This is a genomic window from Streptococcus penaeicida, from assembly GCF_002887775.1.
Taxonomy (GTDB): Bacteria; Bacillota; Bacilli; order Lactobacillales; family Streptococcaceae; genus Streptococcus; species Streptococcus penaeicida.
Genome location: NZ_LOCM01000033.1, coordinates 58610 through 82862 on the forward strand (window position 1 = coordinate 58610; position 24253 = coordinate 82862).

The following is a 24253-nucleotide window of genomic DNA, read 5'->3' on the forward strand; positions in this document are numbered from 1 at the left end:
CTATTTAGGTAAATGTATATCTAAGTTTCCGGAACAATCCTGTGAAGTAACAATTTGATGGCAAATCCAATGACTTAAAAGACTTGTTTCTGGATTGACAGGGTTGACACCTGTTGTAATTGCTTCAATAAAGGCATCAATAATGGTCTCAAAACCTCTCTTGTAAAGGGTTGTATCCCAAGAACTAAAGCCTTTTCTTTCTTGATCAGTAGCTGTAAAAATCGTTAATTCATCAAGATTTTCCAGGTGCATGGTCATTTCCGGACCTTGAACTTCCATAACTTCGCGACGACTTCCAGACTGTAAATTCATGGCTGCTGTAATCCTAGAAGATTTCGTTTTTAAGTTGACAGAAACTTGACAAAGCAAACCATCTTCTAATTGATAATCAAAGCTCCCTGATTCAAGTGGTTGATCTATTAAAAATAGCGCTGTATCAAGGGGATGAATAAAGAAGTCAAAAACTTTAAAGACAAAATCTCCCGGTCTATTACTATCGTTTTTTTCAACATGAACTTTACACTTATTTGACAAAGTTGACAGTTCTTTTACGCGTGGGGCAAAACGTCTATTAAAGCCAGCCATTAAAAAGGTATTATGTTTTTCAGCTAATTGATAGAGCTCTAGACTTTCTTGAAAGGACTCTGTTAATGGTTTATCCATATAGACAGGAATACCACGCTCAAGAAAGAGTTTAGCCATCTGATAGTGGACTTTTGTAACCACATGAATAAAGACCCCATCCAAATCACTAGCAGCAAGTTCTTCAACCTTAGCATAAGTTTTTGACTGTCCAAAAAGCTGATCAACCTTAACTAAGGTTTCTTGATTACGTGTAAATAAATGCCATTCAATACCACTAAGCTGGCGCATATAAGGTAAATAGGCTTTTTGCGAAATACCACCTAATCCAACAATACCAAGTTTTAACATCATGAATGCCTCTTTCTTTGGTCTTACTTATCTTTTTTAGCTTGTTTCTTTAGTTTTTCCAAGAATTGTGCTTTTAAGTCTTTTGATTTGTCTTTTTTCGTAGCAGACTTTTGTGATTGTTTCTCATGGAAACGCTCCACTTGCTGCATGCCTTTATAATCTAATTGATATTTTCCCATTTTTCTTCCTCTTTTCTGACATCTGATATAAATAAAAGATTGCTTTTGGTAAGCAACCTTTTAAGCATAACATCATTTTTGAAAAATTGCTATTGAGACTAATCTTACAAGCCTGGGTATTTTATGGTTGATCCATTCATATGTTTAACACGTGACGTGATTTCTTTATGACGACCATTAACCATTGGACGTGCCTGTGGGTTCCCAAGATAGCCACATGTTCGTTTAACCACATCAACTGTTTTCGGGTCATTATTGCCACAGTTTGGACATGTAAAGCCTCTTTCAGTAGGTTTGAAATCACCTTCAAATTGACACTGGTAACACTTATCAATTGGCGTGTTTGTTCCTAGGTAGCCAACTCGGTCATATGCATAATCCCAAACAGCTTCCAAAGCCTTAGGATTCTGTTGCAATACCGGGTACTCACAATAGTGAATGAAGCCACCAGACGTACCCACTTCAGGATAAATCTTTTCAAAGTCCAATTTTTCAAATGGAGTTGGATTTTTCCGGACATCATAGTGGAACGAGTTTGTATAGTACTCTTTATCTGTGATGTTCTCAAGAACACCAAACTTTTCAGTATCTAAACGACAGAAGCGATCTGTAAGACTTTCCGACGGTGTTGAATAAACTGAGAAATGGTAGCCATAAGTGTTAGACCAATCTTCACAAGCCTCTTTCATGGCTTTTATAATGGATACTGTAAATTCTTTTGCTTCATCATTTGTTTCCCACTCTCCACCATAGAAAACAGAAGCCACTTCATAAAGGCCAATATAGCCTAAAGAAACGGTAGCTCGACGATTTTTGAATAGTTCGTCAACAGAATCTGTCTTGTTCAGACGTTTGCCGAAGGCACCATATTGGTAAAGAATTGGAGCATTGGCTGGACTAGCTTCCTTAACGCGTTCAACACGATAAACAAGTGCGTCTTTACCAATTCCAAGGCGCTCATTAAAAAGCTCCCAGAATTTATCCATGTCACCATTAGATTCCAAAGCAATACGTGGAAGATTCAAAGTGACGACCCCTAAGTTCATCCGACCAGAAGTCACATCTTGACCATTTTCATCTTTCCATCCTTGTAAGAATGAACGACATCCCATTGGTGCCTTGAAAGAGCCCGTTAAATCGATAATTTTGTCATAGGAAAGCATATCCGGATACATGCGTTTTGTAGCACATTCCAAGGCTAACTGTTTAATATCGTAGTTAGGTGTATCTTCCTCTAAGTTTAAACCTCGTTTTACAGTAAAAATTAATTTGGGGAAAATAGCAGTTCGATGTTCACTACCAAGCCCTTTAATCCGAATCTCAAGTATAGCCTTCTGAATTTCACGCTCAAACCAAGATGTCCCTAAGCCAAATCCAAGAGATGTAAATGGTGTTTGCCCATTAGAAGTGAAAAGAGTATTAATCTCATATTCCAATGATTGCATGGCATCATAGATGTCTTTTTGTGTTTTCTCATAGGCATAAGCTTCACGTTTCTCTTCAATAACCCATTTTTCAGCGTCAGCCATGTGTTTCTTGTAATTGAGCTCGGCGTATGGGGCTAAGAATTCGTCAATACGATCAGCAGTACAGCCACCGTACTGACTTGAAGCAACGTTGGCAATGATTTGTGAGATTTGTGCAGTCGCTGTTTGAATTGATTTTGGACTTTCAACTTCGGCATTACCAATTTTGAATCCATTGGCTAACATCCCTTTAAAGTCAATTAAACAACAGTTAGTCATTGGCGTATAGGGACTATAATCCAAATCATGATAATGAATATCACCCTTTTGATGGGCATTGGCGACATGAGGAGGTAACATTTTTAAGCCAATTGACTTTCCGACAATACCAGCCGTTAAATCACGTTGCGTGTTAAAGACATCACTGTCCTTATTAGCATTCTCGTTTACGACTGTTTGATCTTTATTAAGCAGTTTATCAATGGTAAAGTTAATATCAGTTGCTTGAGAGCGCGCAAAATCACGTTGAGTTCGATAATTAATATAAGCCTTGGCAATGGCATACTCATTAGCTGATAATAATTCGTGCTCTACGATATTTTGAATTTCGTAAATTTTAATATTGTTTGGAAAACGATCTTGAATTTCCGCAATGACACGATCAGAAATAGCCTCTAGTTTAGCTTCAACCAAGGGTGACATCTTAGTAACTTCAAGACTCGCTTTCAATAAAGCACTATAGATTTTCGTCGTGTCAAAAGACACTAAACGACCGTCACGTTTAATTACTTTTATATCAGGTTGAGCAAATATAGTTTCTTTTTCTTCTGTCATCATTTTCATTTCTCCTTACTTGGACTATTATATCACGACAAGAAAAAAAATCAATATCTTGTGTCAAGAAATTTGCTCAAACACAACATATTGATTTTCAACTTATTTTTGTTGATAGATATGAAAGCTTGTCGTATCAGCTCTATCTATCATTCGATAGTCACTTTTTAAATGTTTTTTTAGATTTTTTGGTAAAGTCATCTTATCATTGACAATAATATAGCTAGCATTATTCTGTAAAAGCTCATCAACTAAAATGCGTTTGTTCTCAGCTTTTTTCACATTAACAGACGGAGAAGCAAATTGGGAGGCTGTTTTTCGCTGACCCTCTAAATAAATTTGTGAGGTCTGATCCCAAACATATATTTTTTCAGATTTTGCTACCTTTTTCTTCACAAAAGTAATAACAGACTCTCTATCCCTTACTAGAAGATTAAGCTCATGATAAGAATACATCGATAGCCCTAGTGACAAAATAATGACAACTAAAGGTAAATAATAATTCTTTTTAAAATAAAGGCTGATTAAAGTTAGAATGCCATATTTGCGTCTTCTTCCACGTCGATGACTATTTAATTTTAAAGCATCAGCGTAATAATTAGCAAATGGAAATACTGTCAATAACAAAGCAAAAGGGAGTAAACCTAGTAAATGATAAGGGTAAAAGTCACCACTGAATGCAGCAAAAACAAAATAAGTGATTGTGACTGAAACTAATAACCACTTGATATAGTAGTCATTGTCTTGATATTTTGTTTTAAAGAAATAATAATAACCGTTGAGGAAACCGAGACCAAATAGAAAGGCGAATTGAATGACTAGTGAAAGTAAAACTGGCAAATCTCCTACCCTAAAATAGGTGAATTGATAGGCAACGGCCTGAGAAATATAGGGACCTAAAATCTGTAAATCAAGAATGAAATAACCAGCAGTGTAAAATACTAATGATAAACCCCAGATAATGGCTAATAATTGGTAAAAGCCACGAGCCAAGTGTTTTTGTTTTCGATTATAGATAATAATAGCAATGGCAACAAAGAGCCAAAAAACCAGCGTTTTAGGTTCTAAGAGCATTGACATACCACCGGCCAAACCAAATAGAATAAAGGACTCATCCTTGGTTAATTCAGCAAAATATTTGGTTAAGAACCAAAGTGCCATTAAAAGGAAAGGCATGGCAAATTGGACTGGGTACATCCCACCAAATCCAAGCGTAGCCATAAACATAAATAATAATAAGGTAAAACTCAGTGATACCTTTCGATTGCCAACTATAAAATGAACCAATTTATAGAAGTAAATACCTGACATATAAAATGCGATACCTTCAAAAATCAGTAACCAGAAGCTAGAACCCCAGAAATAACTTAAGGCAATCAAAACAAAATAGAGCATTCCCCCACTAGTGAAGACTTCACTATAAGGAATTTGTCCTTTTGCCAACATCATCCCGATATAAAGGTTTTGCGATTGCAAAGGATTTGCAAAGTGTAGAAAAAAAGGATTAGCGACACTGAAAAAAGCTAGAAAAATACTAAAGCATAAAATATAGCCTTTATGTAAACTTGGTACTTTAGTTTCGTATTTTGTAGTATGAATTGTTGGGCCGTCATCCATTGGAATATCTGCTAAATCCGGCATATAATCATCAGTCATTTGACTCACTTATCTTCTCCTTGAAATGTCATACAACAAGTATATCAGATTAATGGCCATAGTCAATTTCAGATCCCAAATTGTAAAAATTCTAGCCCAAATTGTAAAAATTCTAGCCCAAAATGATAAAAAGGAAAACAAAAAAAGACCCCTCAGGGCCTTCTATTATTCTTCGTCTAAAAAGCTATTGAAAACTTCTTCAATCATATCCCATTCAGCATCTGAATCTTCAGGAATTGGTTGTAAATCGCCTTCAGTACCATCTTCATTTTCAGTAAATGAGTAAGCCTGAATTTCAATTTCACCAGATTCATCTTCTTCAGAACCAGCTGGTACTAAAAGAACATAGTTTTTACCAAATTCTTCTTTACCATCAATAGTTAATAGGATTTCAAATAATGATTCATTACCTTGTTCATCAACAAGCGTAATAACTTCATGTTCGTGATCATGATCGTGGTCGTGATTATGTGCCATTTTTTTCTCCTTAGTAGGTTCTATCTAAATAATTTTGTAAAATAAGCTGTGCAGCTAGTTTATCAATAACTTTTTTGCGTTTCCCGCGACTAACATCCGCTTGTTCAATCAACATTCTTTCTGCTTGAACAGTAGTTAGACGTTCATCCTGATATTCCACAGGAATCTTAAAAAGTTCTTCTATTTTTTGGCCATAAGCCTGACTAGCTTCTACTCGGGGACCACTTGTATTATTCATATTTTTAGGTAAGCCAACAACAAATCGATCTACCTTATACTGTTCTACAAGTTCTCCCAAGCGATCGAATCCGAAAATTTCTTTCTCTTCGTCAATCTTAATAATTTCAAGTCCTTGAGCAGTAAAACCTAGGGGGTCACTAATAGCAACTCCTACTGTTTTTGAACCTACGTCCAATCCCATTACTCTCATTTAACGTCGATACCATTTCCTTGTAGATAATAACGAACGAGTTCTTCTACAATTTCATCACGTTCATATTTGCGAATTTGGTTTCGGGCATCATTATATCTTGGAACGTAAGCAGGGTCTCCACTTAATACATAACCAACGATTTGATTGATTGGATTGTAACCTTTTTCCTCTAATGAATGGTAGACAGCAGTTAAAGTTTCACTAATCTCTTTCTTATCTCCATCATCTAATTTAAAGCGGACTGTTTCGTCTGTAAATCCCATACTGACACCTTCTTTCTAAACTAAGTGCTATGATTTATTATAGCTTATTTTTAGAAATTTAACAAGAAATCTAGTTATGAGACAAGAAAAAAAGCTCTAAGAAGAGCTTTTTTTACAAGGCTGCACGCAAGCGTGCCTCCGTATTTTCGATGTTACGTATAGAGCGAGGTAAGAAAGCTCTAATGTCATCTTCCTTATAACCAACTTGTAATCGTTTATCATCAATTAAAATAGGACTTTTAAGAATACGAGGATTGTCCTGGATTAAGTCGATGACTTCACTCACACTCAATTCTTCAATATTGCAATTTAATGCCTTAGCATAACGGTTTTTAGAAGAGACAATGCTCTCTACACCATTTTCTGTTTTTGATAGAATTGCTAAAATTTCTTCTTTTGTTAAAGGTTCTTTTCCTAAGTTCTGTTCTTTATATGGGAGCTTGTGGCCATTTAACCATGTTTTCGCCTTTTTGCAGCTCGTACAACTTGAAATCGTATAAATTTTAATCATGTTGTTGTTCTCACTTTCTATTTCGTGATATGATAATTGTAACATAGTTAGAAATCATGAACATAGGTCTTTGGACCTATTTTTTTGCTCTTTTTTAGTTAATTTACCCAATTTTTTGTGATTTTTCTCCCATTGTAACAGGCTTGTAATCGCTTTTACACAATTTTTAAACTTCTCCGATCGAAGACCCCCAAACTCCAATACCGACTATAAATCACATGTCTTTATGGTCATCTCCTCCAATTATTTCTCCGTCAATTAGTAGCAATCTGAGAAAGTAAACTTAGATACTTGGACATAGAACACAAAAAAAGACCCTTAGGTCTTTTTTATTAATCTTCAATTTCGATGGCATCATCTAAATCTAGAACAAGCTCATCTGCTTCTACCTCAGCAGGTGAATCTAATACTTCCTCTGTCTCATCTTCCAACAAGCCTACTTTGACACGGACTTTATGGTCGATTTCTTCAAAGATTTCAGGATTATCTGCTAAGAATTTTTTAGCATTTTCAGAACCTTGACCGATTTTCTCACCATTGTATGAGAACCAAGCTCCTGCCTTTTGAATCACATCTAAATCAGATGCAATTTTAATAAGTTCACCTGTACGTGAAATTCCTTCACCATACATGATTTCAACTTCTGCAACTTTGAATGGAGGAGCAACTTTGTTTTTAACAACTTTGATTTTTGTTTCCTTACCAATATTGCTATCTTTTTGATCGCCAGTACCTTTAATTTGTGTATTTCCACGAACATCTAAACGGACTGAAGCGTAGAATTTCAAAGCACGACCACCAGGTGTTGTTTCAGGATTACCAAACATAACCCCAACTTTTTCACGCAATTGGTTAATGAAAATAGCAATTGTTTTTGTTTTATTGATTGAAGCCGATAGTTTACGCATGGCTTGACTCATCATACGTGCTTGCAAACCAACGTGACTATCACCGATATCCCCATCAATTTCAGCACGAGGTACTAAGGCTGCAACAGAGTCCACAACAACTAGGTCAACGGCACCTGAATCAATCAATTTACCAGCAATCTCAAGACCTTGTTCACCTGAATCTGGTTGAGAAAGAAGTAATTCATCAATATTAACGCCAAGTGAAGCTGCATAAGCAGGATCTAAAGCATGCTCAGCATCGATAAAGGCAGCAATGCCTCCTTCTTTTTGTGCTTGAGCAACAGCATGTAGTGCAACGGTTGTTTTACCAGAAGATTCTGGTCCGTAGATTTCGATAATGCGTCCTTTCGGATAACCTCCAGCACCTAAAGCAATATCTAGAGCAAGGCTTCCTGAACTCATAACTTGTACTTTCTGCTCAGCTCTTTCACCAAGACGCATAACAGCACCTTTACCAAAATCTTTTTCAATATTCTTTAAGGCATCGTCTAAAGCTTTGCGACGATCATCGCCAAACTTTTTAGTGATTTCTTCTGTTTTTTTAACTTTTTTTGCCAATTCTTTCTCCTCTTTCATTGGAAGTTAAATCATAATGATTTTTATGATAAAAAGCTCCCAGACTTATGTTATTATATCAAATTACAACTTTATAATAAAGTTTTTCGGACCAAATTGAATGCATGCATCATTGCGATATAACGAATGTCTGACCGACTTCTTCCACCAATTGATACTTGTATGGATTCTGTTTTTTCGGTAGTTGAAATACCAATATAAACCGTTCCAGCTGGATGTCCTTCTAATTCACCTGGACCCGCAACTCCTGTTAAGCCAACACCAATATCAGATTGCGTTAACTGACGTGATTTCAGAGCCATTTGCTGAGCGGTAAAGTGACTGACAACGCCATGCTCTTGTAAATCGGCAAGAGGTATTCCTAACATTCTTGTTTTTTCTTCTATGCTATAGGTAACATAACCACCCTTAAATAGTTGAGATGAACCTGAAAAATCAGCAAGCTTCGCTTGAAACATACCAGCCGTTAAACTTTCAGCCGCACTTATTGTCAATTTTCTATTAAGGATGTTTTCGAAGACAACTTTTGCAAGGCTATTGTCTTCACCATATCCATACATGTACTCTGATAAAGGCGTCTTATCTAAACTCCTTACAGAGAGTAATTCTTTTTCAAGAGAATCTAATTTTTCATTAGCCTCTTGCTCACTATTGGATTTAGTGGATAGGCGTAAAGTAACTTCTCCAGTTTTTGCATAAGGAGCAATCGTCGGGTCAGTTTGATCCTTGATATATTCCGATAGAACTGTTACTAACTGACTCTCACCGATACCAAAAAATCTTAAGACTTTAGAATAAAGGATTTCATTTCCTTTACTTAGCAAAGGAACTAAATGCTTAGTTACCATGGGTTTTAATTCACTAGGTGGCCCTGGCAAGACAACATAAGTCTTTTCCCCATCTACTAATAATCCCCCAACAGCAAGACCTGTAATATTTTGAATAGGAATTGAACCTTCGATTATCTGCGCTTGTCTTTCATTGTTGGGTGTTCTCGAAGTCTTAGACCGCGAAGCAAAAAATTGATCCAGTTTATCCTTTGCTTGCTGATCAAAGACGAGTGATTTTCCTAAAAATTTAGCTAAGGTTTGTTTGGTCAAGTCATCTTCTGTAGGTCCAAGACCACCCGTCAGAATAATTAATTCACTCCTTTTACTAGCAGTATCAATAACTTCTAGTAATCTCTTTTCATTATCACCTACTGCTGTTTGATAATAAACATCAACTCCAATCTCAGCCATCTTTTCTGAAATAAACTGTGCATTTGTATTGACAATTTGTCCGGTTAGAATTTCCGTTCCAACAGCAATTATTTCAGCATTCATTTAACCACCTACTTAATCATTCGTAATTTTATTTCATTTTATCATAAAAAATCTAAAACCATTTATTAATTATAGCCGAAAACAAGAAAATAGTAAAGTTATAACTTTACTATTTTGTCATTTATTTAAAACTACATGTACTTTCATGATCATTTACCATTCCTGAGGCTTGCATAAAGGAGTAAATAGTAGTTGGTCCTAAGAATTTAAAGCCTCGTTTTTTCAAGTCTTTAGCTAAGGCTACTGATAGATCGGTTTGGGCAGGAACTGGATGCTGCAGGTCGACCAGGTTGTTGATGGACTCACCACCAACAAAGCCCCAGAGATAGTCTGAGAAAGATAGACCTGCTTCCTGCATTTTTAGCAGGGCTTGTGCGTTGTTGACGGTTGCTGCCAACTTCAATCGATGGCGGATTATGCTTGATTCTGTAAGGCGTCAGCCATTTCGTCTTCGGTGAACTGAGCCACTTTAGCAATCTCATAGTTGTGGAAAACCTGATTGAAAGCAGGGCGTTTTCGCAAAACAGTCAGCCATGAAAGGCCTGACTGATAGGATTCTAAGCAGAGAAGTTCGAAGAGCTTTTGATCATCATATATGGGCTTGCCCCATTCCTTGTCGTGATAGTCGCAATAGAGTTGGTTATCCACAGGTACCCATGCACAGCGTTTTGTCATATGTTACCCCTTCATCAACATTTTAAGGGCTGACTTGATGTACTGCTCAGCCGTTTCGTCGGTACCTTCAAAGAATGCTCGAATTTTCTTAAGCTCTGTTGCTTTATAGCCGAGCGCCAATAGTGCCTCAATGGCTTCATCAAGTTGCTGATTTGCAGATGATTGGCTTTGGCTCTGCTTCTGAGCATTTGCGGGTGCTTCCACAAACTTGCCGGCTAAGTCAAGAATCATTTGCTGTGCCGTCTTCTTACCAATTTTAGGGAACTTCATCAAGTACTTAATGTCACTATTATCAATGGCAGTAACAAGCCTTGGTTATCATCAACTGCAACAATCGCTAAGGCTGTCATTGGGCCAATTCCTGAAACCGAAATCAGTTTTAAAAAGACATCCTTTTCATCTTCGGTATGGAAACCAAATAATAGGTGGGCATCCTCCCGGATAACTTGATGCAGATAAATGGTCACATTTTGGTTGACACTTTCTGTAAAACTATAGGGATTGGCAACATAGATAATATATCCTAAGCCACTTGTCTCAACGACAATATATTTGGCAGTAATTTTTGTTAACTGGCCTTTTATGTAATCAAACATGTTATACCTTTGCTTTCTGTTTTGCTGCTAAAATGATTAGATTCATTCCCATAATAGCAATAATTAAGAAGACGATTTGAACGCCTAGTAATCCTGTAAAATGACTCAAAGAAACGATTAAGCCCGCTAAGATTGCTCCCAAAGGCTGGGCCATTGAAATAAATCCGGTATAAGAACCAATTTTAGATTGATCCATCATATCTGCTCGCAAGACCTGGCTTGTTGGAACATTAATCATTTCACCAATCGTAAATAGAACAACTGCTATCACAATCCCCCAAAAATGACTTAGTGAAAAGGCTAAAAACATTCCTAAGGTAAAGAGGGTCGTTCCGATCACGAACTGCCTCATAAGGGGCCATTTTTCTGTTAATTTGTTGGTTAGGGACATTAAAGTGACTATCAATACAGTATTGATAAATACCATGATTGACAACATTTTTGCACTGGTTATGGTATACCCCAAAAGTTCTATTTGCTCAAATGCCAGCTTTAGATGGACGGGAACATAATTATCCATTTGTAGCCAAATACTTGAAGAAAGGATAGAACCTAAGGTAAAGAGGAGAAAAGCCCTATCTACGAGAACTTCTTTATAGTTGCCAAAAGTTCCTTTTAGCCCCAAGCTATGGCTAAAGTTGTCATCGTCAGGTCTCGTTTCATCAAAATAGCGATAGGCGATATAAAAACAAATAATATTGGCAATTAAAAGGGATATCAATAATTCTAAAAAGTAATGGTCATAGAAAAGACCTGAAATTCCTGCACCAAACATGACAGCAATATTGATAAACCAATAATTAATGGTATAAACGAATTTACGATTGCTCAAATCCGTTAGATCAATCAACATGGCTTCGTAAGCTGGGGCGTAAAAGCTAGAAGCTAATTCTACTAGCAATATGCCAAGAAACATGACTGTTGGCAAGACGTGGCCGGGAAGATTGGCAATAATGGTTAGGAGCCAACCTAAGGTTGAGCCAATTGAACCGTAGATGACCACCTTTTTCCGGCCAATGGCGTCGGATAAATGACCGCCATAAAGCTTCCAAAGAAGCCGGCTAAACTGGTCACCATCATCAAAATCCCTGTCCAAAAGGTCCCAAAATAACTGGTGTAGTACATGGCCATGAAAGGGAAAATGCTTGAACCCAAGGTAATGGTCACAAAACGGACCAGTTGCCTGATTTGTATTTGCTTAGATAAGTTAAAAAACTCTTTCATGACTTCCTTTCTAATACTTGCCTAAATCCCTCAAGCTGGTATGATTTTCTTGAATCCGTCGGAACATTTTTTCCATATCTGCTTTACTAAAATGAATCAATACTGGTCTACCATGAGGACAATTATAAGGATTTTTGCATTGAGCTAGTTGTAGAAGCAATTGTCGCGCTGAATAATCATCTAGTGTATGGTTTGCCTTGATAGATTTTTTACAACTCATCATAATGGCCAACTCAGCACGGTAGGTTTTAATCGAAACTTCTTGGGTCAAGAGCAGCATATCGCACATCTCATAAACCCCTGATTCAATCTCACTTTCCTTCATCCAAATGGGATGTTCCCTCAAGATAAAGGTGTTGTTACCATAAGGTTCCAGATAAATGCCAACTTCATTCAGTAAAGGCATTTTTTCTTGCAGATTTAGGAAATCAGCCCCTGAAAACTCAAATAAATAAGGTACTAAAAGTTGCTGTAAACTACTGTCAACTTCCCCAATTTTTTCCCGATAATATTCATACTTGACACGTTCTTGCGCCGCATGTTGGTCAATAATAAAGAGGCCCTGATTGCCTTGAGCAAACAGATAAGTCCCGTGCATTTGACCAAAATAATCGAGTTCAGGGAAGGTTGACGCCTCTTCATTTTCTAGCTTATCAACCAGCTGTTCCAATTTCTTTTTATTTTTTAGAATTTGGTCGGAATGGTCTCCATCTTCCAATTCTAAATTGGGGCGACTAGCATGCTTAACAGAAGACTGCATGTTTACAGCTGGGCCTTCTTCAACAGAGTTGACAGCCTTGTAAACATCTACCCTGTCATCATTAATGACCGGTCTATCCTCGCTAACTTCATTTTTTTCCACAAAAAAGTCATTGCGTTGAGGGTCATAATAAAGTTTACTAGACTGTAAAGGCAAACGTGTTTGTTCCACTTTAACTTTTGTTCTAGTAGATGATTTAGCCAAATTTTCTAAAGCATCTGGAATCAAATCTTGGACTTTAAGAGCATCCGCAATAGCTGCAGAAATCAGTGCCATCAATTCTTTTTCTTTAGAAATACGCACTTCTTGTTTGGTAGGATGAACATTGACATCAGCTAAATAGGGATCAATTTGAATATCAATAACCACAATTGGAAAACGACCGACCATCAACTTAGATCCATAACCATCAAGAATAGCCCGATTCAAGAGAAAGTTTTTGATGTAGCGACCATTAATTAATAGGGTGATATAGTTACGATTAGCTCTGGTTAATTCTGGCAAGCTAACGTAACCAGACACTTCAAAGTCCAAATCAGCATTGGAAATTTCCACCATCTTTTTAGCCGTTTGCAAGCCATAAATGCCAGCAATTGCCTGTTTTAATTGCCCAGATCCAGATGTATTGGTCATTTCCCGACCATCACTAATTAAACGGAAAGCAATCTCAGGATGCCCTAGACTCAAACGATTAACCACATCGACAATATGAGCCAACTCCGACTGCATACTCTTCATGTACTTGAGACGAGCAGGGGTATTGTAAAAAAGGTTTTCAACTGTGATTTTAGTTCCGACAGGCGTTGAAAAATCCTCTGTTTTTTCAATTTTCCCGCCACGCACAAAAATCCGCGAACCAGATTGGGCACTTTCAGTTGCCGTTTCAATGGTTAATTCACTAATGGAAGCAATAGATGGAAGAGCTTCACCGCGGAAGCCTAGCGTTCTAATCCGGAAAAGATCACTTTGATTTTTAATTTTACTGGTGGCATGTCTCAAGATACTTTTTGGTAAATCTTGAGCTGACATGCCTTCCCCGTTATCCGTGATTTTGATTGATTTTAAGCCAGACTCTTCTATTTCAATAGTAATTTGACTACTAGCCGCATCAATTGCATTTTCGACCAATTCTTTAACGACACTAGCGGGGCGTTCAATAACTTCGCCCGCCGCAATTTGATTGGCCAATATTTCTGGTAGCTCGACTATTTTATTCATTGACTTGACCTCACATTCTTAAGGAATATTATAACATAAAAGGGAAAGAGACTTTGGCCTTTTTCTAATTCCCGAAAATGGAGGCACTTCACTTCTTTTTTATTTTGTACAAATCAGATCAAACTTGTTACTTATGTATACTAATTTCACTTTAGTCACACTTGTTATTTCAAAAGCGTATTTACAGACTTTTGTTGTCAAGCTGACTTGCAAAACCCTTTATATTAAAGCATCTGTCCTGTCAATTGACAGTTCTGTAAAGTTATTAAAAACTACAAAAAAACAATCCATAGGATTGTTTTTAAAGGTCTTTTTTCAAGTCATAAAGGATGGTCATAGCTTCCATAGGCGTCAAATTCATGACATCAATTTCCTTTAGTTTTTCAATGATATGCTCGTGATTATCATTTGCGAATAAATCTAACTGTTGGTTACTTTCAGTAGTATCTACTTTTGCTTTCTCAGTCAAAGGTGTAGCCACTGATTTGGATTGGCTTTCTAACTCCCTTAATATCTTATCAGCTCTTTGTAAAAGATTTTGTGGTAAGCCAGCAATTTTGGCGACATGGATACCATAGGATTTATCGGCTGGCCCTTCAGAAATCTTATGCAAGAAAGTCACCTCTCCTGCTTTTTCCAAAGTTGCAACGTGAACATTATGCAGACCCGATAATTCTTGAGACAAGGCTGTCAATTCATGATAATGGGTAGCAAATAGAGTTTTGGCACCTACATTATCGTGGATATATTCAATGATTGACTGGGCAAGTGCCATACCATCGTAGGTTGCTGTTCCCCTACCAAGTTCATCAAAAAGAATCAAAGAATTTTGGCTAGCTCGCTTGATAGCTTGATTAGCTTCCATCATCTCAACCATGAAAGTTGATTGTCCAGAAATCAAGTCGTCAGCAGCACCAATTCGGGTGAATATGGCATCAAATAGTGGTAAGTTGGCTTGATCAGCCGATACATAAGAACCCATTTGGGCCATAATGACCGTCAAAGCCAGTTGACGCATGTAAGTCGACTTACCACTCATATTTGGTCCAGTAATCAATTGAATGGTTACTTGATCACCTAAATCAATACTATTTGGGATGTACTCTCTAACACCCATGACTTTTTCAACAACAGCATGACGACCATTAATAATGGAAACCTCTTTACTATGGTTAAACTGTGGTCGTACATAATGGTTGTTTTCAGCCACCTGAGCTAAACTTTGTAAGACATCGACTGTGGCAATGGCTTTGGCTAAGAGTTGCAAACGTGAAATGTAGGATTCTACCTGAGCTCGCACCCTCATGAAGATATCGTATTCTAATTGAGCTGATTCTTCACGCGCCTCCAGCATCTCCCCTTCAATCTTAGCTAACTCGGCCGTGCCATATCGCTCCGAATTTTTCAGCGTTGCTTTTCTAAAGAAATGGTCAGGAACCATGGAAAGATTAGAGTTGGTTACGTGGAAATAATAACCATCTTTTTTATTGTAATCAATCTTGAGGTTATTGATGCCACTAGCCGCACGCTCCTTAGTCTCAATTTCGGCAATCCAACCGGTCCCTTCCTTCATGACCTTACGATAATGGTCCAAACGCTCATCAAAGCCGGTCCGAATAATGTTTCCTTCACTGATGGTTGTTTGGGCATTTGGGTCAATAGCTGAGCGGATCAGACTTTCGAGTTCTGGGATTTCGTCGATTTGCTCGATTAAATCAGCCAATTCCGCATGGCCAATGGCAACTAAAACAGCCTTGATGTAGGGCACCTGCGCTAAGGTCTGTCCTAATTGAAGAAGATCTTTAGGATTAACCTTACCAAATGAAACGCGACTTGACAGTCTTTCAATGTCATAGACACCTTTCAGACTGTCACTCAAATCAGCTCTTTCGATAAAGTTTTCTAAGAGTATTTGAATGATATTTTGGCGCTGAGTAATAGCTTCTTCACTAATTAAGGGACGGTCAATCCAGGTTCTCAAAAGACGCATTCCCATTGCCGTCTTGGTTTCATCCAATAGCCAGTAGAGAGAGCCATGTTTCTTACCCGTTCTAGCATTCTCAATGAGGTCTAAGCTTGCTTTGGTACTAAAGGACATTTGCAAGTAGTCCTTGATTTCATAATGAACAAGCTTTTGCAAATGGGATAATTCTCGCATTTGCGTCTCTTGAATATAGGCTAACAATTTAGCAGCAACTGTCTTTTCAAGCTCTGATATATCAGCATCTAAAAGTGTCGTCTCGTCACTTACCTCTTGACTAAATGTCAGCAACAAGTTATGGTCTTGTCTCAATAGTTTTTCTTGACTGTCACTTAAGTCAAAGCCTACAAGGACTTCTTTGGCTTTAAGATTGAGAATCTCACTACTAAGGCTGGTGAAATCTGACAAGGTCGTCACATAAAATTCACCTGTCGCCAAGTCCATGTATGAGAGTCCAAATTGATTGCCATTGCTATCGATGGCTACTAAAAAGTTATTGGCTGAGTTGGGTTTAGCAGAGTCGACAACTGTTCCCGGAGTAATGACCTGAACAACTTCACGCTTGACCACTCCAACAGCTTTTTTAGGGTCTTCCATCTGTTCTGCAATGGCCACTTTATAACCCAATTCAATTAAAACATCAATATATTGTTGAACGGAATGATGAGGTACTCCCGCCATTGGAATTGGATTTTCAGCATTTTTATTACGACTGGTTAATCCTATTTCTAAAATTTGCGCTGCTTTAACCGCATCCTCATAAAATAATTCGTAAAAATCTCCCATTCTAAAAAGCAAAAAAGCATCTGGATAATCTGCTTTTATGTCCAGATACTGTTGCATTCCAGGAGAAATCTTAGGATTGGACATCCCCAACCTCCTTATTAACTTTTTCTTCTATCGTCTTTGTAATATATTGTATCAAATCACTGGCATCTTGCATCTTTTCACGATAATCTTCGACTAACGGGTGGTTTTCGAGTTCTTCTTCAATCGTTTCCGCAAGTTTACCGGACTGATTTGCTGCTCTCTCTTTTTCAATCTGCTTAAAAAGAACTGCATCTTGTTGATTTTTTTTCATTTCAAAAGCTAATGCTTGCAATTCAGGATGCTCTTGCATTTGTTTTTCAATGCTTTTGAAGGATTGGATACTGGGATGATTAGCAATAGCAGTTAAGAGTTGAGTGAGTGAGTCATCATAAAGTGTCATATGCTTAAGACCAAATCTTTTTCAAAACGCTCTGCAATTTCTTCGTTGCGACAAATAACCAATAAAGTATCAGCTCCTGCAACAGTACCAATGATTTCGTCGATATCGTCATTATCAATTAAATTAGCTAAAACATCTGCTTCACCTAAATTTGTATGGAGGACAAGCATAAAGCCAGCACGGTCCACTTTTAAAACATAATAACGAACATCTGGGCTAAATGGAGAAGCCATTGGTTCTGATAAACTGTAATAGAGTTTTCCTTCTTCATTACGAAGTTTTAATAAACCAATTTCACGCAAATCACGAGATAGGGTTGCTTGTGTTACCCTAATGCCTTCTTTACTGAGAAAATTTTTGATTTCCTCTTGCGTTCCAATATGTTCCGATTGGATGATGCGCTTGATTTGATTTTGTCGCTCAATTTTATTCATCTGTTCCCACCCTCTTGTATAATTATCCTTTTAAATTATATCAAAAAATACATAATTTTTCATTAACTTATCATTTGTTTTAGATTTCCCTAGCTTTTAGCTAGCCTGAAAACCCTTTAAAATTAAACTTAACCATTCTATTTTAAACTTTCGACCAAAAAGAAAGTGTAAGATTTATCACATTTTTCGATAAAAAGTGATTTTAGTATAATTTCCCAAATCATTTCTTCTTTATTTTGAGAAAATGTGATAGAATGGAGTGACAAACTATTTTAGGAGAAACAAGATGGATACTAAATCATTAATTGCGAGCGAAATTGCAAAAGTGGTTCCTGAGTTGGACCAAGAAACAATCTATAACTTGCTTGAAACACCAAAAAATTCTGACATGGGAGATATTGCTTTCCCTGCTTTTAGCCTTGCTAAAGTGCTCCGCAAAGCTCCACAAATGATTGCTGCTGAGCTATCTGAAAAAATCGACCAAAGCCAATTCGAAAAGATTATGGCAGTAGGGCCTTACATCAACTTCTTCTTAGATAAAGCAGCCATCTCTAAAGATGTTCTCCATGCCGTTATCTCAGAAAAAGCTGACTATGGTCAACAACATATTGGTGACGGCCAAAATATTACACTTGATATGTCAAGTCCTAACATTGCGAAACCTTTCTCAGTTGGTCACTTGCGTTCAACTGTTATTGCCGATTCAATTGGTCATATCTACTCTAAACTTGGCTATAACTCAATCCGTATCAATCACCTTGGGGACTGGGGTAAACAGTTCGGTATGTTGATCGTTGCTTACAAACTTTGGGGTAACCGTGAAGCAGTTGAAGCAAATCCAATTGATGAATTGCTTAAGCTTTATGTTCGTATCAATGCTGAAGCTGAGGAAAATCCAGAATTAGATGAACAAGCTCGTCAATGGTTCAAGAAATTGGAAGATGGCGACAAAGAAGCTTGGGATTTATGGCAATGGTTCCGTGATGAAAGTCTTGTTGAATTCAACCGTATCTACGATAAATTAGATGTTTCATTTGACCACTTCCACGGTGAAGCTTTCTACAATGATAAAATGGATGAAGGTATTAAGATTCTAGAAGATAAAAACCTTCTTAAAGAATCTAAAGGTGCTCAAATTGTTGACCTTGAAAAATACAACCTTCCACCAGCATTAATTAAAAAATCAGATGGTGCAACACTTTATATCACTCGTGATATGGCGACTGCAATGTACCGTCAACGTACTTTTAACTTTGTTAAAAACATTTATGTTGTTGGACAAGAACAATCTCATCACTTCAAACAATTAAAAGCTGTTCTGAAAGAAATGGGATTTGATTGGTCTGATGATATGATCCACGTTTCATTTGGTCTTGTAACTAAAAACAAGAAAAAATTATCAACACGTAAAGGGAATATCATCCGTCTTGAGCCAACTCTTGACGAAGCTGTTGCTCGTGCCTTAACACAAATTGAATCTAAAAACCCAGACTTAGAAAACAAAGAAGCTGTTGCTCATGCTGTTGGGGTTGGGGCTGTTAAGTTCTACGATTTGAAAACCGACCGTGACAATGGTTATGACTTCGATTTAGAAGCTATGGTCTCCTTTGAAGGAGAAACTGGTCCTTACGTTCAATACACATATGCACGTATCCAATCAATCCTTCGTAAAGCTGATTTCACACCAGATGCTAACAAAGATTATTCTTTAAACGACATTGAATCTTGGGAAATCGTTAAATTACTTCAAAGCTTTGCTGCTAACGTTGAACGTGCTGCAGATAAATATGACCCATCTATCATTGCTAAATTTGCTATCCAATTGGCACAAGCATTCAATAAATATTATGCCCATACTCGCATCCTTGACGAATCTAATGAACGCGAAAGCCGTTTGGCGCTCTGTTATTCTACAGCAATCGTCCTCAAAGAAGCTCTTCGCCTCTTAGGTGTTCAAGCTCCAGAAAAAATGTAATCCATCTTAATACAAAAAAGTTCTACTCTTTTAAGAATAGAACTTTTTTTCTTATACTGGTTTATCATAATTTTTACGGCGAATTTTGAAATCAGAGCTAACAACTTCATCCACATCAACGATGGAGATAAAGGCATCTGGATCTAAGTCTGCTAAAATTCGTTTCACTTCTCTGACTTCATTTGGGCTCAGAGTGACATACATGACATTATACTCATTTCCTGAATAAGCACCTTCTCCTTTTAAGTAAGTCACACCACGGTTAATCTCTGTTTGAATTGCCTGTGCGGCAGCTTTGGAGTGTTTAGTAATAATAATCATCCCACGGATGGTATAACCACCGTTTTGAACAACAGTTAGGACTTGGCTAAAAACAAAGCTAGCAACTAGTGTATAAAGCATGTGTTTCAAGTCAATATAGGTTAATGAGGCAGTTAAAATGACAGCATCAATGGCAAGTAAGGTTTGCCCAAGTTTGATTCCCATTTTTTCTTCTGCAATACGACCAATAATATCAGTACCACCAGTTGTCGCCCCGTATCGGAAAACAAGGCCACAACCAACACCTGCAAAAAGACCTGCTACTACAGAGACCAACATCATATCATGCTCAAGGCCCAGCTCAATTGGAATTTTTTGCCAAATCCAAATAAAGATAGACATTGTCACTGTGCCATAAATGGTTAAGGCTAGTGAACGGCGACCAAAAATCATAGCTCCAATGATAAATAATGGAATATTCAGAATTAATGAAGAATAAGCAGGGTTGATACCTATAAGTGCGTGTAACATCAAGGTTAAGCCCGATACACCGCCTTCGGCTAATTTATTAGCCATATTGAAGTTTACAAAGCCAAACGAGTAGATGGCAACCCCAATAGTAATAATTACTAGAGCGCGTATCCGAGATAACCAAAGATTAAATTTTGTCATTTCAACTCCTTATTTTTACAAAAAACTAGTTGCTTCAAAAAGAAGCAAACTAGCTATATCTTTTTCTTACGTTTTTTCTTCTTGGGAATGAAGAAATCTGGACTATTAATTTCATCCATATCGAAGATGGAAACAAAAGCCCTGGGATCAATCTCGTTAATAACCTCTTTAACTTCCCTGACTTCTGTACGACTGAGGGCAGTATAGATAACTTTTTTCTCTCTTGCAGAGTAGGCACCTTCACCATTGAGATAGGTTACTCCTCGCCCTAACTCTTCCATGATGAATTTAGCTATCTCGAGAGCATTTTCTGAGACAATAATAGTACCTCTAACAGAGTAACCGCCATTTTGCACCAGATGAACTATGCGACCATACATAAAGCTGGCAATTAAAGCATACATCATATCTGGAATGGAGATATAGGTTAAAGATAGTATCATCACAAAAATATCGATGGCAAGTAGTGCCTGATTAAGTTGTAATCCTAATTTAGTCTCCATCAGCTTCCCAATAATATCGGCACCACCAATGGTCCCACCACTACGGAAAACCAGTCCGCCACCAAGACCTCCGATAATCCCTGCCATTAAGGATATGACTAGTTTATCGTGATCTAAATCGATAACTAGTGGCAACCTTTGAAAGAGCCAAATAAAGAAATAGAGAGAAACAACACCAAATACTGTATAAATGGTTGACCTTCTCCCGAAATACTTGGCACCAATAAAAACTAAGGGTAGGTTAATGGCATAACCCGAAATGATTGGATCAATATTTAAAACAGCTTTTCCGACCAGAGTTAAACCAGCCATGCCGTTTGCGGCAATACGATTTGCCATGTAAAAATAAACAAAGGCAAAGGCGTAGACCGCTGAACCAGCTAATATATAAGCAAATTTTTTGATTTCTACTTTACTATCAAATGGCATCCCAACCTCCAGTTTTTCTAAATGCTAATCATCCTCTACAAAGCGCCCGATAATGCGGACATTTTCAGCAACGGAGATAAAGGCCGTTGGATCGGTTCTTAACATTAAAAATTTAAAATCATTATATTCTTCTTGCGTCAAAATGGTAATTAAGACTGCCTTATGAACATGTTTATAGGTTCCTTCAGCGTCATTGATACAGGTCACCCCACGATGCAGCTTGTGGTGAATTGTTTTGATGACTTTTTCAGGATATTCGGTCACAATCATGGCTTGCATTTTCTTTTGCTTGGTGTAAATAGCGTCAGTAATCCTGGAGCAAACAAAGATTGCCACCATTGAATAAAGAGCATATTGCCAACCAAATAAGATTCCTGCAAAAATCATGATGATAGCATTAACTGCTAAGGCAATCTTGCCTACATCACTACCTGTCTTCTTGCGAATGGCTAAGCTGACAATATCTGTACCACCACTAGAAATCCGAGATTTCAAACCTAGTCCAATCCCTAAGCCCATTAATAAACCACCAAAAATAGCATTAATGAGAGGGTCTTCCGTCAGAGTCACTTGTGGCATAATCTGAATGAAGAAAGAAGACATGGAAACCGTAATGAAGGTAAAGATAGTAAATTTATGGCCTATTTGGTACCAAGATAAAAGTAACAAGGGTACATTAATGGCATAAAAAGCTACCGAAATAGGTATCGTAAAGCCAATAAAACGACCTGAGATTGCCGAAATAACTTGGGCCAAACCTGTCGCTCCACTGGAATAAACATGACCGGGTTGAAAGAAGAAATTAACAGCGACACTGGATAGTATCCCATACAAGATCGAGGCTGAAATTTTTTCAGCATATTTCTCTTTAGAGATACTGCGTAAGGCCTTTAATAAACCTACCTTTTTAGCACCCCGGCTAATAACGTATTTAACTCTTTTCTTGTAAGTTGTTTTTCTAATCATGACTTTCTACTTGAAGACTTAATTCCTCTAATTGTTTGTCAGATACCAAGCTTGGTGCTTGGGTCATTGGATCACTTGCTTTATTATTTTTAGGGAAAGCAATGACTTCGCGAATATTATCTTTTCCAGCTAATAACATGACAAAACGGTCGAGACCAATTGCCAAACCACCGTGTGGTGGGAACCCATAATCCATAGCTTCTAATAAGAAACCAAATTGGTCAGCTGCCGATTCCGCTGTAAAGCCTAGGGCTTTGAACATGCGTTCCTGCATTTCTTTCTGGTTAATCCGCAGACTACCACCGCCCAATTCATAACCATTGAGTACAATGTCATAGGCAATGGCACGAACTTTAGCCAAATCACCTTCTAGTTCATGGACTGATTCTTCAGTTGGTAATGTGAATGGGTGGTGTGCCGACATGTAACGGCCTTCTTCTTCTGACCACTCAAACATTGGCCAATCAACAACCCATAGGAAGTTGAACTTGCTGTTATCGATTAAGTCAAGTTCTTTGGCAAGGCGGCTGCGGAGGGCACCTAGTGTGTTATTAGCAACCTCTAATGCATCAGCGACAAATAGGACTAAATCATTTTCAGCTAGTTGTAAAGCGTCTGTCAAATCTTGGTCAATTTCCGTTAGGAATTTGGCTACTGGTCCTGATAGGGAGCCATCGACTTTTTTAACCCAGGCTAAGCCTTTTGCACCAAACTGCTTAGCGAATTCAGTCAATTTATCAATATCTTTACGAGAGAATTGGTCTGCTTTGCCTTTGACAACGATAGCTTTGACCGCCTCAGCTTCTGAAAAGACTTTAAAGTCTACACCTTTAACGACAGCAGTAACATCTTGTAGAAGCATCTCAAATCGGGTATCAGGTTTATCAGATCCGTAAAGATTCATGGCGTCATTGTATGCCATGCGTGGGAATGGTAGGGTAACATCCATTCCTTTTGTATCTTTCATGACTTTAGCAATCATGCCTTCAACGATATCTTGGATTTCTTGTTCTGATAGGAAGGATGTTTCTAAATCGACCTGAGTAAATTCAGGCTGACGGTCTCCACGCAAGTCTTCATCGCGGAAACATTTTACTATTTGATAATAACGGTCAAAACCGGCATTCATCAACAATTGTTTAGTTATCTGTGGACTTTGTGGCAAAGCGTAGAAATGACCTTGGCTAACCCGACTAGGAACCAAATAATCACGCGCACCTTCCGGAGTTGATTTAGTCAACATTGGTGTTTCCACATCAATAAAGTCTAAGCCATCAAGGTAATTGCGGATAGAATGGGTTACTTTTGCACGCAACTTGAAGTTTTCTAACATTTGCGGACGACGTAAGTCCAAGTAACGGTAGCGTAAACGCGTCTCATCACTCACTTCAGCATCATCTTTAATTTCAAAAGGTGTTGTTTTAGAAGCGTTCAAAATTGTCAAAGCAGTTACTTTTAGTTCAACCGCACCAGTAGCCAATTGGTCATTAGCCTGTTGACGGGCCTGAACCAAACCAGTCACTTCAATGACGTACTCACTACGAATACTCTCAGCAAGAGCAACCACCTCAGCACTTGTATCTTCAGGATTAATAACAAGTTGCATGATGCCCTCACGGTCGCGTAAATCGATAAAAATAAGGCCGCCCAAGTCTCTACGACGTCCAACCCAACCTTTTAAAGTAAGTTCTTGTCCAATGTGCTCTGATCGCACTTGACCAGCATACATGCTACGTTTCATCTGTGTATATCTCCAATACATTTTTTAGTCTTTACTATTATAAC

19 protein-coding genes and 3 pseudogenes are annotated in these 24253 nt (G+C 37.8%); 1 reads left to right on the plus strand and 21 read right to left on the minus strand.

Annotated features, from left to right (window positions below; genetic code table 11):
• The 17 genes and pseudogenes from AT575_RS09595 to argR form a co-directional block, all read right to left on the minus strand.
• Positions 1–933, minus strand: a complete 933-nt coding sequence (locus AT575_RS09595) for a Gfo/Idh/MocA family protein (RefSeq protein ID WP_102778181.1) — start codon at positions 931–933, stop codon at positions 1–3.
• 23 nt (positions 934–956) lie between these two features.
• Positions 957–1112: a hypothetical protein gene (locus AT575_RS10645; RefSeq protein ID WP_165778667.1), complete on the minus strand. Its 156-nt coding sequence runs from the start codon at positions 1110–1112 to the stop codon at positions 957–959.
• A 104-nt stretch (positions 1113–1216) separates the two neighbouring features.
• On the minus strand, positions 1217–3412 hold the full coding sequence (nrdD, locus tag AT575_RS09600) for an anaerobic ribonucleoside-triphosphate reductase (RefSeq protein WP_415746830.1): 2196 nt from the start codon (positions 3410–3412) through the stop codon (positions 1217–1219).
• A 102-nt stretch (positions 3413–3514) separates the two neighbouring features.
• A complete protein-coding gene (locus tag AT575_RS09605) occupies positions 3515–5077 on the minus strand; it encodes a glycosyltransferase family protein (RefSeq protein ID WP_415746821.1) in 1563 nt (520 codons plus the stop codon).
• 156 nt (positions 5078–5233) lie between these two features.
• Positions 5234–5545, minus strand: a complete 312-nt coding sequence (locus AT575_RS09610) for a DUF1292 domain-containing protein (protein ID WP_071794157.1) — start codon at positions 5543–5545, stop codon at positions 5234–5236.
• 10 nt (positions 5546–5555) lie between these two features.
• Positions 5556–5975 carry a Holliday junction resolvase RuvX gene (gene ruvX, locus AT575_RS09615; RefSeq protein WP_071794158.1) on the minus strand — a complete coding sequence of 140 codons (420 nt, stop codon included), beginning with the start codon at positions 5973–5975 and terminating at the stop codon, positions 5556–5558.
• The gene (locus tag AT575_RS09620; RefSeq protein WP_003083367.1) at positions 5972–6241 is read right to left on the minus strand and encodes an IreB family regulatory phosphoprotein; all 270 of its coding nucleotides are present in this window, start codon (positions 6239–6241) and stop codon (positions 5972–5974) included. Before AT575_RS09620 ends, ruvX begins: the two co-directional genes overlap by 4 nt.
• Positions 6242–6353: 112 nt before the next feature.
• On the minus strand, positions 6354–6752 hold the full coding sequence (gene spx / locus AT575_RS09625) for a transcriptional regulator Spx (RefSeq protein ID WP_071794160.1): 399 nt from the start codon (positions 6750–6752) through the stop codon (positions 6354–6356).
• Positions 6753–7084: 332 nt separating this feature from the next.
• Positions 7085–8221, minus strand: a complete 1137-nt coding sequence (gene recA, locus AT575_RS09630; protein ID WP_102778130.1) for a recombinase RecA — start codon at positions 8219–8221, stop codon at positions 7085–7087.
• An 89-nt stretch (positions 8222–8310) separates the two neighbouring features.
• Positions 8311–9564 carry a competence/damage-inducible protein A gene (locus tag AT575_RS09635; RefSeq protein WP_102778131.1) on the minus strand — a complete coding sequence of 418 codons (1254 nt, stop codon included), beginning with the start codon at positions 9562–9564 and terminating at the stop codon, positions 8311–8313.
• Positions 9565–9685: 121 nt separating this feature from the next.
• Positions 9686–10239: pseudogene (locus AT575_RS09640) on the minus strand (DNA-3-methyladenine glycosylase I).
• A 3-nt stretch (positions 10240–10242) separates the two neighbouring features.
• Positions 10243–10835: pseudogene (gene ruvA, locus AT575_RS09645) on the minus strand (Holliday junction branch migration protein RuvA).
• Between the two features lies 1 nt (position 10836).
• A pseudogene (locus AT575_RS09650) lies at positions 10837–12059 on the minus strand (MDR family MFS transporter).
• Positions 12060–12069: 10 nt separating this feature from the next.
• Positions 12070–14037 carry a DNA mismatch repair endonuclease MutL gene (mutL, locus tag AT575_RS09655; protein WP_102778132.1) on the minus strand — a complete coding sequence of 656 codons (1968 nt, stop codon included), beginning with the start codon at positions 14035–14037 and terminating at the stop codon, positions 12070–12072.
• Positions 14038–14338: 301 nt separating this feature from the next.
• Positions 14339–16888 carry a DNA mismatch repair protein MutS gene (mutS, locus tag AT575_RS09660; protein ID WP_102778133.1) on the minus strand — a complete coding sequence of 850 codons (2550 nt, stop codon included), beginning with the start codon at positions 16886–16888 and terminating at the stop codon, positions 14339–14341.
• On the minus strand, positions 16875–17228 hold the full coding sequence (locus tag AT575_RS09665; protein WP_102778134.1) for a YlbF/YmcA family competence regulator: 354 nt from the start codon (positions 17226–17228) through the stop codon (positions 16875–16877). Before AT575_RS09665 ends, mutS begins: the two co-directional genes overlap by 14 nt.
• Positions 17225–17662 (minus strand): arginine repressor, encoded by a 438-nt coding sequence (argR, locus tag AT575_RS09670; protein ID WP_071794168.1) that lies wholly within the window; start codon positions 17660–17662, stop codon positions 17225–17227. The genes AT575_RS09665 and argR overlap by 4 nt, the downstream gene beginning before the upstream one ends.
• A gap of 286 nt (positions 17663–17948) precedes the next feature.
• Between argR and argS the strand changes: the two genes are divergently transcribed.
• Complete coding sequence (gene argS, locus AT575_RS09675) at positions 17949–19637, plus strand: arginine--tRNA ligase (RefSeq protein WP_102778135.1); 1689 nt, start codon at positions 17949–17951, stop codon at positions 19635–19637.
• Positions 19638–19688: 51 nt separating this feature from the next.
• Here the strand turns inward: argS and AT575_RS09680 are convergent, their stop codons facing one another.
• The 4 genes from AT575_RS09680 to aspS are packed head-to-tail and all read right to left on the minus strand — an operon-like array spanning position 19689 to position 24209.
• On the minus strand, positions 19689–20570 hold the full coding sequence (locus AT575_RS09680) for a YitT family protein (RefSeq protein WP_102778136.1): 882 nt from the start codon (positions 20568–20570) through the stop codon (positions 19689–19691).
• Positions 20571–20623: 53 nt separating this feature from the next.
• Positions 20624–21502, minus strand: coding sequence for a YitT family protein (locus AT575_RS09685; RefSeq protein WP_102778137.1), 879 nt, complete (start codon positions 21500–21502; stop codon positions 20624–20626).
• Positions 21503–21526: 24 nt separating this feature from the next.
• The gene (locus AT575_RS09690) at positions 21527–22468 is read right to left on the minus strand and encodes a YitT family protein (RefSeq protein ID WP_102778138.1); all 942 of its coding nucleotides are present in this window, start codon (positions 22466–22468) and stop codon (positions 21527–21529) included.
• Positions 22461–24209, minus strand: coding sequence for an aspartate--tRNA ligase (gene aspS / locus AT575_RS09695; protein ID WP_102778139.1), 1749 nt, complete (start codon positions 24207–24209; stop codon positions 22461–22463). Before aspS ends, AT575_RS09690 begins: the two co-directional genes overlap by 8 nt.
• Positions 24210–24253: the final 44 nt, after the last annotated feature.